The sequence below is a fragment of the Fructilactobacillus sp. YLN 2412 genome (assembly GCF_059488745.1).
In genome coordinates this window covers 1,121,631-1,136,018 of the sequence record NZ_CM183165.1, presented here as the reverse complement: position 1 = coordinate 1,136,018, position 14,388 = coordinate 1,121,631, and the positions used below count along the sequence as shown (strand labels likewise).

The following is a 14,388-nucleotide window of genomic DNA, read 5'->3' as shown; positions in this document are numbered from 1 at the left end:
AGAAAGGAAGTTAGGATATGAAAAACTTTAGTGGTTTTTTTCGAAAATCGTATCGGGATCGCTTAGCGTTAGTAGCAGATTTTGCTAAATTAGATGAGCAAAATTTGGCAACAATTAAACATAATTTTCAAGCAGTGAGTGATGAGCTGATTGAAAATTATTTAACTGATTATGGCTTGCCAGAAGGGATTGCAACTAATTTTCTGATTAACAATAAAGAGTATCTAGTGCCAATGGTAGTCGAAGAACCATCTGTGATTGCTGCTGCTAGTAATGGGGCAAAAATGTTAGCAGACGGCGGTGGAATTCACGCAGAAGCAGAAGGACGAGTGCTGACCGGTGAAATCATCATTAAAACGGATAATGTATTACTAATTGAAGACTGGTTTACGGAAAATAAGCAGTTACTTATGCAGGCTGCTGTAGATGCTCATCCTAGTATTATTAATCATGGCGGAGTTCGTGATATTAAATATAATATGATTGATGAAAAACATATTTCATTAGAATTATTTGTGGATGTTGGTGATGCCATGGGTGCAAACACAATGAATTCAATGTTAGAAGCCGTTGCCAAACTTATTGAAACTAATTTGGGACAAGAAGTATTAATGAGTATTCTTTCAAATTATGGGGATCATAATTTAGTGGTAGCAACTGGAACCGTTCCATTCACTTCATTACAGCGTGGTGATATAGCTGGTCAAGAAGTAGCACAACGAATTGCTGAAGCAGCTCATGTAGCTAACATTTATTCCAAACGAGCTGCTACACATAATAAAGGAATTATGAATGGTATTGATGCAGTAGTAGTAGCCACAGGAAATGACTGGCGTGCTGTTGAAAGTGCTGCCCATTCCTATGCAGCTCGAAAGGGTAATTACAAGGGTTTAACAAAATGGCGGGTTACAGACGATGGGTTAGAAGGACGGATTAAACTACCAATTCCGACAGGTACAGTAGGTGGGGCAACTCATTTGCTTCCTATGAGCAAGATTAATTACCAAATTCTGCAACTTGATTCAGCACTGGAAATGATGAATTTATTAGCTGGAGTTGGATTAGCACAAAACTTAGCCGCTTTAAAAGCCTTGGTAACGGATGGAATTCAGCATGGACATATGAAGTTGCAATTAAAATCATTATCAATGATTGCGGGAGCTAACTCGGATCAGATTAAAGAAACTGTTATTAAATTAGCGCAGTTGCCACTTCAAGAACAAAATTTAGAAAAAGCTCAACAAATTGTGAAAGAAATTGAGCAGGAAAGTGAGAATAATCATGAATAACTCCCCAGCATTAAGCGATAAAATTCACGACTTAATAAATGAAGTAGATCACTATTTTCCAGGTGATGTACAGGTTCAGTTTATTGGAAATGCAGTAGCGGGATATGTTCGTCATGATCAAGCTCAAGTAGTTCAAGATAATAATAATTTATTGGTTCAAATTAACGATAATACAGAGCCTGATTTTACTGTTAGCCATGAGTTGTTACATTTATTGATGACACTACGCGGATTTCCGCAGGTATACTTTCCTCTAACAACCGGCGATCAGAAACTTGATGAACAAATTCAATATGTTGGCACCGAGTTGTTCGATACAGTAGCTCATTTTGTAGTATATGCCGAACAGCGCAAACATGGATTGGTGACGGAGCCAATTGAAGCTGAATTTATTAAAGGAGTCCAGCATACAATTACTCCTGAATCGGCACAAATTGATAGTGAAATGTTATTAAGACTGATAGTGGTATTGGATGCTATGGTTTTCTTTGGTTCGGATTTTTCCAAGCATAAGGATGTTTTTGAACAAAGCTTTCCACTTGCAACTAAAGCAGCTGCAAAGTTATATGACCTTATTATAGAAAAGCCTACCAATTCACCATTTTCCATGCGTCGGAACGTAGTGAAGCTATTTCGTGCTTTTGATGCCCAAATGAAGGAATGGGATATTCCACAACTATATCTAAATGATTTTGCAATGATAACTTCTGTATTTTCTAAGCGTCAGTTAGGTTTGAAAGTTAATCAAGTTTTCAAACTTTATTATTCAGAATTAAAGGCCAAAAATACGCAAAAACGTGCTTACGTTGGGTTTATGTTAACCGACCAACAAAATTCATTTGTGATAGAAGGACCAGTTGGAGAAAAACGTAGCAAAGAATTCTTTGGAAAAGTGTATGAAAAAACAGTGAAGGAATTGTTTGATGAATTGAAGATTCCTTATTTGATTAGATAATCGAGGGTTAAAAATGGAATTTAATGAATTACAACAGTTATTTGATGATGCTAAGCAGATTACGTTTTTAACGGGAGCTGGAGTTTCAACTCCATCCGGAATTCCTGATTATCGTTCTAAAGGTGGTTTATATACGACTGATAAAACTGATAAGCCGGCTGAGTACTATTTAAGTCATAATTGTTTGGTAAATGAGCCTGAGGTTTTTTATCAGTATGTAATGAATAATATGTATTATCCAAATGCTCAGCCAAATGTTATTCAAAACAAACAGGCAGCTTTAACTCGGCAAAATCGGGCTAGTATTGTGACACAAAATGTCGATAATTTGTATGAAAAAGCGGATGCCCAGCATTTGAATGAGTTTCATGGTAATTTATATGATATCTATTGCCAAAAGTGTCGTAAACACGTTGATTATCAAGAATATGCTCAAAGTATGTATCACCAAAATTGTGGTGGAATTTTACGTCCTAATATTGTGTTGTATGGGGAAGGTATTAATCAAGAGACAGTTATCAAGAGTGTACAGGCCGTCCAAAACGCTGATTTATTAGTTGTGGTTGGTTCCTCAATGCGAGTTTATCCGTTTGCTGGATTACTAGATTATCGCAATCCTAATGCTAAAATACTTGTAATTAACCAAGAAAAAATAACTTTACCTGGAAATTTTATCATGCAACAAATGGATGCAGTTGACTTTTTTGATAAACTGAAAGTATAGGTGATATTGTGATTAAAATTGGATTAGCAACGTGGACAGATCATCCGGCTTTAGCCAATGGGAAAAAGAAATTAACATTACCTGAATATGCTACTCATTTTCCAATTGTTGAGGTGGATAGTTCTTTTTATAGCGTTCCTAAAGTTACTTGGATTGAGAAATGGATTAATGAAGTTCCAGAAAAATTTCAATTTATTGTTAAAGCTAACTATGCCATGACAAAAACACCAATGACTAGATTTGGAAAGATGACTGATGAAATTAGAAGTCAACGTTTTAATGACTTTATTAAAGTGATACAGCCGATGGTAGCTGCTGGAAAATTAGCCTCGATTTTGTTTCAGTTTCCTCCATCATTTAAGTGTAACAATGATAGTATTCAATACATTCGCCAGGTTCGACAATTAATGGGTAATTTACCAATTTCAGTTGAATTTCGCAATGATAGCTGGTTTGCGGGCGAAGAAGTCACAAAAGATACTTCTGCCTTTTTACGGAGCTTAAAAATGACGCAAGTTGTCGTTGATGAACCTCATGCTGCCAGTAATGGAGTTCCATTAGTTCCAGTAGTAACAACTCCTGATTTTGCATTTATTCGACTACATGGTCGTAACGAAGCTGCATGGGCAAAAGGAACGATGGGACGGTATCGTTATGATTATAATCAAACTGAATTAGAAGAAATTGCTAAGGTTGCAACTAATTTAGCTAAGAATGCTAAGGAAGTAGCAGTGATTTTTAATAATAATGCAGGACACAATGCGGCGCCAAATGCTCTCACACTGAAACAAATTTCAAATCAAAATGATGCCGATTTAGCATCTATGCAATTAGATTTATTTTAAAACTTTAAAACCTTTGAATGCTGCTACTCAGTCAATGAGTGTAGTATAATAACAACACTAGTAAAACGAAAAGGAGAAGCGACATGTCAGATACAAAGTCAACATTTTATATTACGACACCAATTTATTATCCATCTGGTAGATTGCACATTGGAAACTCCTATACGACTGTGGCTGCGGATGCATTGGCACGTTATCATCGTGAGTTAGGTGATGATGTTTATTATTTAACTGGAACTGATGAACATGGTTTAAAGATTGAACAAAAAGCAGAAAAATTAGGAATTAAACCTCAAGCTTATGTTGATAAAATGGCACAAAGCATCAAAGACTTATGGATGAATCTAGACGTTTCAAATGATGATTTTATCCGAACAACTGATCATCGTCATGTTCAAGCTGTTCAAAAGATTTTTCAACAACTGTTGGATCAAGGAGATATTTATTTAGGTAAGTACACAGGGTGGTATTCAGTTTCTGATGAAGAATATTTCACTGAGTCACAATTAGAAGAAGTCTATAAAGATGACCAAGGTAATATAACTGGAGGAAAAGCTCCGACTGGAAATGAAGTGCAGTTGGTAAATGAAGAATGCTACTTCTTTAAGATGAGTAAATATGCTGATTGGTTAATGAATTATTACAAAGAACATCCTGATTTTATTCAACCAACTTCACGGATGCATGAAATGATTAATAACTTCTTGAAACCAGGTTTAGAAGATTTAGCAGTTTCACGAACTACATTTAACTGGGGGATTCCGGTTAAATCTAACCCCAAACACGTTGTTTATGTTTGGATTGATGCTTTGACCAACTATATTACTGATTTAGGCTACGATAGTGATAACGATAAACTTTTTAAGAAATTTTGGCCTGCTAATCTTCAGATGATTGGGAAAGAAATTGTTCGTTTTCACTGTATTTATTGGCCCATTATTTTGCATGCACTTGGATTGCCATTACCTAAGGAAATTTATGCTCATGGTTGGATTACCATGAAAGACGGCAAGATGTCTAAATCTAAGGGGAATGCAGTTTATCCCGAAGATTTAGTCGATCGTTATGGTTTAGATGCAACTCGTTATTATTTATTAAAAGCAGTTCCATTTTCTGGTGATGGGGTGTTCACTCCTGAAGATTTTGTGGATCGGATTAACTACGATTTAGCAAATGACCTTGGTAACTTGTTAAATCGGACAATCGCTATGATTAATAAGTATGAAAATGGGATTTCTCCAGATTATACTGCTACAGATGACGAGCCCAGTCGTGAGTTACAAGAAATGGCAGTTAATGTAACTAAAGAATATAAAGATTTAATGAATACAGTTCATTTGTCAGATGCTTTGTCAGCTGTTTGGAAATTGATTGGTCAAACTAATAAATACATTGATCAAACTGAACCATGGAAGTTGGCTAAAACTCAAGCTGAAAATGCAAATGATGCTAAGGAACTGGCAAATGTAATGGCACATTTGGCAGCCAGTTTGCGTTTAATTGCTATTTTAGTTAGCCCAGCTATACCTAATGCAGCTTTCAGAATTTATAATCAATTAGGCTTAAATGATGGTAATGATTTTGACATTAAAAATGCTAGTTTAGATGGCTTTAAGGGCGGTCGTAAGGTTGTTGTAAATGGTGAACCAATTTTTCCACGTGTTGATTGGGATGAAGAAGTAGCATACATCAAGAGTAAAATGACAGCACCTGAGAAGGCTAAAGGCCGAGCAGCTATGAAACGTGCTGAAACTAAAAAAGAAAGTAAGCATGTCGGAGTAACTACCCTTAAAAATCTTAAAAATGAAATTGATTTTGCTGATTTTGAGAAAGTTGAATTAAAAGTGGCCGAAATTAAAGCAGTGGCTAAAGTTGCCAAAGCCGATAAACTTTTGAAATTTGAATTAGATGCAGGTGATGATGGACAACGGCAAATTGTTTCTGGAATCGCTAAATGGTATCCTGATTTTGAAAAACTAGTTGGGAAAAAGGTAATTATTGTGGCTAATTTAAAACCAATTAAATTGCGTGGAGAAGTCAGTCAAGGAATGATTTTATCAATTGAAAAGCAAGATGGAACCATTCAAGTGGTGACCGTTGATCCGACGCTTGAAAATGGTAGTACATTAGCATAATCAATCTAGTTTCACTAATCTATGATTGGTGAAACTTTTTTAGTTAATAGGAGCATAAAATGAAAATTTTTGATTCACATACGCATTTAAATGATAAAACGTTTGATAACGAAGTTTCTGATTATAGAGAACACGCTAAACGTCTTGGGGTAGTTAGAATGGCAAATGTTGGTTCTAATACTCAATTAAATAAACGAGCTATTCAATTAGCGCATGCGTATCCTGAAATGTTTGCGATTGTTGGATGGCATCCAGAAGATGCTAATCATTATGACAAACCAGCAGAAGAACTTTTGCAAAAACAGCTTGAGGATTCACAGGTTGTGGCTTTAGGTGAGATTGGCATGGATTTACATCAGCAAAAAACTTCTAAACAAATGCAGGAAAACGTTTTTAGACGTCAAATTAAAATTGCTAAAAATATTCATCTTCCAATCTCAGTTCATAATCGAGATGCTTTCGAAGATACTTATCGAATTTTAAAAGATGAACATGTTGAGGAAGTAGGTGGAATTATCCATAGCTTCAACGGTGATGTAGAATGGATGAAAAAGTTTTTGGACTTAGGGATGAATTTGTCATATAGCGGCGTTGTCAGTTTTAAAAAAACGAAAGAAGTTCATGAAGCTGCCCGCCAAACTCCAATGAATCGAATTTTGGTTGAAACAGATGCTCCATATCTAGCTCCGGAACCATTAAGAGGTCGTCAAAACGAGCCTGCTTATACGCTTTATACTCTAGAAGCTGTAGCTCGTTTTAAAGATGTAAATCCAGATGAAATTGCTCAGGCAATTTATACAAACACAAATCGAATTTTTGGATTGGACAAATAAATGAAAAGAATTAAAGAAGTATTAATAGTTGAAGGGAAATCTGACACAGAAAGAATTCAACGAGCCGTTGATGCTGATACGATTGAAACCCGTGGATCTGCTATTTCCGACGATACGCTTGCTTTGATTGACCAGTTAGCTCAAACTCGCGGAGTAATTGTATTTACCGACCCTGATTTTTCCGGGGAAAAGATTCGACGGATTATTGCAGATGAAATTCCTGAGGCAAAGCATGCTTTTTTAAAAAAACAGGATGCTGTTCCAGATACTCCGCGAGGATCTTTAGGTGTTGAACATGCTTCTCCACAAGCAATCCGGGAAGCTTTAAAAGAAGTTTATACGGAAAGCGACGCTAATCCCGAGGTAATCACCAAACAGGAATTGATTAATGCAAATTTAGTAGGTAGTCATGATGCTAAAGATCGACGGTTAAAATTAGGTGAATTATTGCATTTAGGTTATGTAAATGCTAAACAGTTACAACGACGTTTGCGGATGTTTGGAATTACAAAGGCTGAATTCGACGATGCATTAAGTCAAATTGATAAGGAGAGATAAGATGAATGAAACCCCAGAAATAGGAAGCAAAACCAGAACAATGGCAATTTTAAACCGTTATCGTTTGAGTGCTAAAAAAAGTTTAGGCCAAAACTTTTTGGATGATTTGTCCGTTTTACACGGAATTGTGACGGCAGCTGATATTACCGAAGCTGATGATGTGATTGAAATTGGACCAGGAATTGGGGCATTAACTGAACAAATTGCTAAACATGCTCATCAAGTGTTAGCATTTGAAATTGATGCTAATTTGCTCCCGATTTTAGCTGAAACACTTGGACAATATCAAAATGTTAAAGTGATTAATCAAGATTTTTTAAAGGCTAATTTACCAGAATTAATTGCCAAAAATTTTGATGGAAAGCACCATCTAAAAATAGTTGCTAATTTACCATATTACATTACCAAACCTATTTTAATGAGTATTTTAAAGGGAAACATTGAATATGAAGCAGTGGTTTTGATGATGCAACAAGAAGTGGCACAGCGAATTTGTGCTAAACCAGATTCACATGACTATGGTGCTTTAAGTGTAATTACCCAATATTTAGATGATGCTGAAATTGCACTTGAGGTGTCTCATAAATCTTTTATTCCAGCACCAAAAGTCGATTCAGCAGTAGTTAAATTGACGCCGAGAAAAACTAAAAAGCAAGTTGCTTATAATGAACAAGCATTTTTTGGTTTTGTACATGGATGTTTTATGCATCGTAGAAAAACATTATGGAATAACTTACAAGGAATCTTTGGTAAGAAACCTGAGATAAAAGAACAAATTACTGATGTTTTAGGCGAATTAAAAATCAAACCAACAGTTCGTCCACAAGGCTTAACAGTTGACCAGTTTGTTGAAATGGCTAATGCCTTTCACACGGCAGGCTTATTAGGATAGCACGTTCATAAACCCCTTTACATTCCAGGTGTTTCATAGTATAATGAATGTACGCGAGGTGATTTGCAATGCAAATGAATTTGCCAGATATTAAGAGCTGGATTAAAGAGAACCTGGGCAGTGACATTAAGGTCATTGAACAAGCCGGTCGAAAAAGAACTAATGAATATGACGGAGTGCTTTCAGAAGCGTTTCCTGCTGTATTCATTATTGATCTAGATTCAAGCGAACAACCTGCACATGCTTCTTTTACGTATACTAAGATTTTAACTGAAGATATTCAGGTAACATTTATTTAAACATGAAATTTAAAGGACTGTGAAGTCTTTTTTTTTATTTTAAATTAGACTGCTAAAGGAGTATTTAATGAGTGAATTAATTTTAGAAACTCATGATTTATGGGAAGAATTTTCTGAAAAAAGAATTTTAAATAACCTTAGTTTTAAATTAAAACGAGGCAGCTTTTTGAGCGTCGTAGGAGAAAATGGAGTTGGTAAAACTACTTTAGTTCGAATTATTCTAGGGCAATTAAAACCAACCCATGGAACAATTAAATTTTTTCCAAACCGTAAGTCGATTCGGATTGGTTATGTTCCTCAATTTCGTAACATCGACGATGAATATCCTTTGTCTGTGAAAAATTTTGTGGCATTAAGTTTTAGTGGTTATAAATTGCCTTGGCTGAGCCATCAAGAACGCCAGCAGCTGAAATTAGTTTTGCAAGAAACAGATTTAGAAAAAATTGCTAAGGAACCATTAGGTCAAGCATCTGGTGGGGAAAAGCAACGTGCATATTTGGCGCAAGCATTGGCAGTTCGGCCCGATTTACTGATTTTAGATGAATCAACTGCTAGTTTAGACCCAATCTCAAAGGAAAATTTATTACGATTAGTAAAAAAATTGAATGTTGATACAGGAGTAACCGTGTTATTTATTACTCATGATATTCCGTTAGCTAAGCAGTTTTCTGATGAATATTTATTATTACAACCAAATGGTTATGAGTTTGGTCCGATTGATCAGTTACAAGTCGCTGATTATGAAGGAGGAAAACATGTTTAGTTTTGAATTTATGCGTAATGCTTATGTGGCTAGTACGATTATTGCGATTGTTTGTGGATTTGTTGGAGTCTTTGTCGTTTCTCGAAATATGCCATTTTTAACTCATACTTTGTCAGAAATCGGTTTTGCAGGAGCTTCCTTTGGAATGTTTATTGGCATTACTCCATTAAATGGGATGCTTATATTTACAGTTATTAGTTCAATATTAGTAGGTAAAATGGGAACGAAATCCTCGAGACGAGAGGATTCCATTAGTGCAATTTCTGGATTATTTATTGGTTTGGGAGTCTTGTTTTTAGCTTTATCAAATAAAAGTGCTAGTTATGCTACTAATATTTTATTTGGAAGTGTCGTGGGAATTAGTCAAAGTGACGTTAACCAGATGGTAATCCTATCTGTGATTGTTTTACTGGTTTTGTTGGTAATTTACCGAAATCTAAAATTTGATTCGTTTGATCCAGTGGGTGCAAAAGCTCAACATGTGAATAGTGGACTGATTTCGATTATCTTCTTGGTGTTGCTAGCTTTAAGTGTTTCTGTAGCAGCTCAGATCGTAGGTGCATTACTAATTTTTATTTTATTAACGCTTCCAGCAGCCAGTGCAAAATATTTTGCTCATTCTGTTAGTAAAATGATTGCTTTAGCAGTTATATTTGGATTGATTGGGGTTTGGCTTGGGTTATATTTAGGCTATATTACTAATTGGCCAGTCAGTTTTTTCATTGCTACGATTGAATGTAGTATTTATTTTGCGGCTTTAGGTTTTAACCGGATTATGCAAAATTAATCATACAAAAATTAATCTGAATAATTAGGAGAGATAAGTGAAAACTTATCTCTTCTTTTTTTTTAAAATTGACGTAAAATCCGAACATTTATGCTAAAATTTTAGTTGAGTGCAAATAAATTACGAGGTGAAAGTATGAAAATCAAACGAAGTGAACGATTAGTTGATATGACAGATTATTTATTGAATCGTCCACATACCCTAATTCCGTTGACGTTTTTTGCAAAGCGTTATGATTCGGCTAAATCTTCGATTAGTGAAGATTTAACGATTGTAAAAAGAACATTTCAAGAACGTGGAATTGGGTTGGTTGAAACAGTTCCAGGGGCTTCTGGTGGTGCAAAATATATTCCTTATATTTTAAAAGAAGCTGCAGATGAGTTTATGTCAGAAGTAGTTGAAATATTGAATAATAGTCAGCGACTTCTTCCAGGCGGTTATGTCTATATGTCGGACATTTTGGGCGATCCAGAAAAATTACGATTCTTAGGCAGAATCATCGCAACTCAATATTTAAACCAAAGAGTTGATGCTGTTTTAACGGTTGCTACACGAGGTATTCCAATTGCTCAGGCTGCTTCCTCGTACTTAAATGTTCCATTAGTGATTGCGCGTCATGATTCTAATATCACTGAAGGATCAACTGTAAGTGTGAATTACGTATCTGGATCAAGTAAAAAAATTAAACGTATGACCATTTCTAAAAGAAGTCTTGCTGAAGATTCCAATGTTTTAATTGTTGATGATTTTATTCATGGTGGTGGAACAATTAACGGATTAACATCATTGATTGAAGAATTTAACTGTAATTTGGTTGGTAGTACGTTCTTTGCCGAGGGAGCATATAGTAACAGTCAAGAATTTGGGAATTATACTTCATTAGTTAAGATGGAAAATGAACCAGATGGTGATATGAGAATTACTAAGGGTAATTATGACGAAAAAATCTTTGGAAGTGCAAAATAGGAGATTGGAATGGGTGAAAAAAATACAATCATTTTAGCTGCCGGCAAAGGAAGCAGAATGAAATCAAAATTATACAAGGTATTGCATCAAATTTGTGGTAAATCAATGGTTAGTCATGTTTTGAGTCAGGTTACTAAGTTAAACATGAACCAGATTGTGACAGTAGTTGGTTTTGGAGCTGCCGATGTCGAGGCTGAACTTGGCAATCAAACTGAGTATGTTGTTCAAGACCAACAACTAGGAACTGGTGATGCAGTCTTACGGGCAGAAGATTTATTAAAGAATTCTGATGGAAATACATTAGTAATTAGCGGTGATACACCTTTATTTACCGCGGAAACATTAAAAAAACTTTTTGCTTATCATGATGATAAAAAAGCAACAGCAACAATTTTAACTTCCCAAGCCCCTAATCCAACCGGATATGGTCGAATTGTTAGAAATGATCTTGGTATTGTGGAAAAAATTGTGGAACAAAAAGATGCTAATAGTGAAGAAAAAGCGATTCACGAAATTAATACCGGAGTCTATGTTTTTGACAATCAGCAGTTATTTAAAGCTTTACATCAAACAAATAATCAAAATGCCCAAGGTGAGTATTATTTAACTGATGCAATTGAGGTGTTAAAGCAGCAAGGCGGAACAATTGCAGCTTATAAAATGGACGATTTTGACGAATCAATGGGAGTGAATACTCGGGTTGCTCAAGCTGCTGCTACTAAGGTAATGCAGCGTAGAATTAATGACTATCACATGAATAATGGAGTTACCATTATTAACCCGGATGCAACTTACATTGACGATGGGATTGAGATTGGGAAAGATACCATTATTGAACCTGGAGTTCAATTACAAAATGGAACTAAGATTGGCAATGACTGTGTAATTGGTGCTAATTCAAAGATATCAGGAAGTATTATTCATGATGGAGTAACGGTGACTTCATCTAATATTGAAAATTCAGAAATGATGGATAATTCTAATATTGGTCCTAATAGCCATTTGCGTCCAGGATCTAAAATCGGCAAAAATGTTCATATCGGTAACTTTTGTGAAGTGAAGCAAGCTGAGATAGGTGAAGGAACAAAGATGGGACATCTAACCTATGTTGGGAATGCCAAATTAGGTAAAAATATTAATATTGGTTGTGGAGTGATTTTTGCTAATTATGATGGTAAGCATAAACACGAAACGATTGTTGGCGATGATACCTTCATCGGAAGTAACGCAAATCTAATTGCACCAGTAAAAATTGCCGATCATTCTTTTATTGCAGCAGGATCAACCATTACCGATGATGTGAAGCAATACGACATGGCAATTGCCCGAACTCGTCAAACTAATAAAACGGATTATTATCAAAAACTTCCGTTTAATGGGGCTGAATAATTCGATTTGCTGAAATAGCAAAGGCATAATATAATTAAATTCAGATAGGACAAATAACCAACGGGGGATATTATGGCTACAAAAACTCAAGATTCAAAAATGAAAATTTTTTCATTAGATTCTAATCGTCCACTTGCTGAAAAAGTTGCTAAACATGTTGGAATTCCGTTAGGAAAAGCTTCAGTCGATCATTTTAGCGATGGTGAAATTAAGATTAATATTGACGAAAGTGTGCGTGGAGATAATGTTTATATTATTCAATCTACTTCAGCACCCGTTAATGATAATTTGATGGAATTATTGATTATGGTAGATGCCTTGCGACGGGCAAGTGCTGCTACCATCAATGTTGTAATCCCTTATTACGGTTATGCACGACAAGATCGTAAAGCACGATCACGTGAACCAATTACTGCCAAGTTAGTAGCAGACATGTTACAAACAGATGGAATTACACGAGTGGTAGCACTTGATTTACATGCCGCTCAAATTCAAGGATTCTTTGATGTTCCAGTTGATCATCTTATGGGAGCACCTCTATTAGCTGACTATTTTATACAAAATGGTTTGTCAAAGGATGCAGTGGTAGTTTCACCTGATCATGGTGGAGTTTCTAGAGCACGAGCAATGGCAGAATTTTTAGGTGATCCAATTGCTATTATTGACAAACGACGCCCCAAGGCTAATGTGGCTAAGATTATGAATATTATTGGGGACGTAAAAGGGAAGCGTGCTATCATGATTGACGATATGATTGATACCGCTGGAACTATTACCCAGGGAGCTCAAGCTTTGATTGACGCCGGTGCCACAGAAGTTTATGTATGTTGTACGCATCCTGTTCTTTCTGGTCCAGCTACGGAACGTTTGGAAAAATCTCCAATCAAACAAGTAGTTGTTACGGATTCAATTCAATTACCAGAAGATAAAAAAATTGCTAAAATCAAACAAATTTCAGTAGCACCATTAATTGGTGATGCAATTTTGAGAATTGATCAAAATCGTCCGGTTAGTCCATTATTTAATTCACGTTTCAACTATGGAACTGATAAAATGAAGAACGATAAAGATAAAAACTAAAAAATGACTCTAACTGCTTTTAAACAGTTAGAGTCATTTTAGTTTTGCTTATTTTAATTAATCAGCGTCATTTACGAATTTATTAATTGCATATGCGACACCATTTTCAGCATTGTCTTTCGTAACAAATTGGGCTTCTTCTTTTACATCGTCAATTCCATTACCCATACCAACACCTAAACCAGCATATTTTAGCATACTGAGATCATTTTCTTGATCGCCAATTGCCATGACATTTTTAGCAGTATAGCCAAGTTTTTCTGTTAGATTTTTCAAAGCATTCCCTTTTCCAGCTTTTTTATTCATAAATTCTAGAAATACAGGAGTACTTTGAACAACGTTTAATCGTTCTTTAATTGATGATGGTAAATCATGATTGGCTGCAACAATTTTATCATTATCATCCACGTACATTAATTTAGCAATATCGAATTCGCGAGTAATTTCTTCTGGAGTTCGATAATTGATGGGTAATCTGACAAGTTGACTTTCAAATACACTGTAAGGGCTAATGTTTCGATTAGTAACATAAATGCCATCAGTAGTTTCAATTTGGAAATGAATACCAATTTCTCGAGACATCATTTCGACTTCTAAAAAGTCTTCGTAACTGACATCCATTTTAGAAATGATTTTACCAGAAACCGTTTCGACAACTGCCCCATTAAATGCAATTACATATTCATCATCCCCAGAAATTCCGAGTGGTTTTAAATAGGGACGAATACCAGTTAGTGGTCGGCCAGAACAGATGACAATCTTTATACCTTTGGCACGTGCCTTTTTAATAGCCTCAATAGTTGGTTGGGCTAATTCATTATTTTCATTTAACAAAGTTCCATCTACATCAATTGCGATGATTTTAATATCCAT

General features: G+C 35.4%; 15 protein-coding genes. 14 read left to right on the top strand and 1 reads right to left on the bottom strand.

Annotated elements, in window-relative coordinates:
* Positions 1 to 17 precede the first annotated feature (17 nt).
* The 14 genes from AC0GLR_RS05755 to AC0GLR_RS05690 all read left to right on the top strand — a co-directional run bounded on the left by AC0GLR_RS05755 (position 18) and on the right by AC0GLR_RS05690 (position 13,515).
* The gene (locus tag AC0GLR_RS05755; protein ID WP_495604508.1) at positions 18 to 1,289 is read left to right on the top strand and encodes a hydroxymethylglutaryl-CoA reductase, degradative; all 1,272 of its coding nucleotides are present in this window, start codon (positions 18 to 20) and stop codon (positions 1,287 to 1,289) included.
* On the top strand, positions 1,282 to 2,244 hold the full coding sequence (locus AC0GLR_RS05750) for an IpaB/EvcA family protein (RefSeq protein ID WP_495604507.1): 963 nt from the start codon (positions 1,282 to 1,284) through the stop codon (positions 2,242 to 2,244). The genes AC0GLR_RS05755 and AC0GLR_RS05750 overlap by 8 nt, the downstream gene beginning before the upstream one ends.
* A gap of 13 nt (positions 2,245 to 2,257) precedes the next feature.
* Entirely contained in the window at positions 2,258 to 2,968 is a 711-nt protein-coding gene (locus AC0GLR_RS05745) for an NAD-dependent protein deacylase (RefSeq protein WP_495604506.1), read from the top strand.
* Positions 2,969 to 2,976: 8 nt separating this feature from the next.
* Positions 2,977 to 3,813, top strand: coding sequence for a DUF72 domain-containing protein (locus AC0GLR_RS05740; RefSeq protein ID WP_495604505.1), 837 nt, complete (start codon positions 2,977 to 2,979; stop codon positions 3,811 to 3,813).
* Between the two features lie 83 nt (positions 3,814 to 3,896).
* Positions 3,897 to 5,948 (top strand): methionine--tRNA ligase, encoded by a 2,052-nt coding sequence (gene metG / locus AC0GLR_RS05735; protein ID WP_495604504.1) that lies wholly within the window; start codon positions 3,897 to 3,899, stop codon positions 5,946 to 5,948.
* 59 nt (positions 5,949 to 6,007) lie between these two features.
* Positions 6,008 to 6,781, top strand: coding sequence for a TatD family hydrolase (locus AC0GLR_RS05730; protein ID WP_495604503.1), 774 nt, complete (start codon positions 6,008 to 6,010; stop codon positions 6,779 to 6,781).
* Positions 6,782 to 7,339 (top strand): ribonuclease M5, encoded by a 558-nt coding sequence (rnmV, locus tag AC0GLR_RS05725; protein ID WP_495604502.1) that lies wholly within the window; start codon positions 6,782 to 6,784, stop codon positions 7,337 to 7,339.
* Position 7,340: 1 nt separating this feature from the next.
* Positions 7,341 to 8,231: a 16S rRNA (adenine(1518)-N(6)/adenine(1519)-N(6))-dimethyltransferase RsmA gene (gene rsmA, locus AC0GLR_RS05720; RefSeq protein ID WP_495604501.1), complete on the top strand. Its 891-nt coding sequence runs from the start codon at positions 7,341 to 7,343 to the stop codon at positions 8,229 to 8,231.
* 68 nt (positions 8,232 to 8,299) lie between these two features.
* Positions 8,300 to 8,530: a Veg family protein gene (locus AC0GLR_RS05715; RefSeq protein WP_495604500.1), complete on the top strand. Its 231-nt coding sequence runs from the start codon at positions 8,300 to 8,302 to the stop codon at positions 8,528 to 8,530.
* Between the two features lie 67 nt (positions 8,531 to 8,597).
* Complete coding sequence (locus tag AC0GLR_RS05710) at positions 8,598 to 9,293, top strand: metal ABC transporter ATP-binding protein (RefSeq protein WP_495604499.1); 696 nt, start codon at positions 8,598 to 8,600, stop codon at positions 9,291 to 9,293.
* Entirely contained in the window at positions 9,286 to 10,080 is a 795-nt protein-coding gene (locus AC0GLR_RS05705) for a metal ABC transporter permease (protein ID WP_495604498.1), read from the top strand. Before AC0GLR_RS05710 ends, AC0GLR_RS05705 begins: the two co-directional genes overlap by 8 nt.
* Before the next feature lie 135 nt (positions 10,081 to 10,215).
* Positions 10,216 to 11,046 (top strand): pur operon repressor, encoded by an 831-nt coding sequence (gene purR, locus AC0GLR_RS05700; RefSeq protein ID WP_495604497.1) that lies wholly within the window; start codon positions 10,216 to 10,218, stop codon positions 11,044 to 11,046.
* Between the two features lie 9 nt (positions 11,047 to 11,055).
* Positions 11,056 to 12,435: a bifunctional UDP-N-acetylglucosamine diphosphorylase/glucosamine-1-phosphate N-acetyltransferase GlmU gene (glmU, locus tag AC0GLR_RS05695; RefSeq protein WP_495604496.1), complete on the top strand. Its 1,380-nt coding sequence runs from the start codon at positions 11,056 to 11,058 to the stop codon at positions 12,433 to 12,435.
* 72 nt (positions 12,436 to 12,507) lie between these two features.
* Positions 12,508 to 13,515, top strand: coding sequence for a ribose-phosphate diphosphokinase (locus tag AC0GLR_RS05690; protein WP_495604495.1), 1,008 nt, complete (start codon positions 12,508 to 12,510; stop codon positions 13,513 to 13,515).
* Positions 13,516 to 13,572: 57 nt separating this feature from the next.
* Here the strand turns inward: AC0GLR_RS05690 and yidA are convergent, their stop codons facing one another.
* Entirely contained in the window at positions 13,573 to 14,388 is an 816-nt protein-coding gene (gene yidA / locus AC0GLR_RS05685; protein ID WP_495604494.1) for a sugar-phosphatase, read from the bottom strand.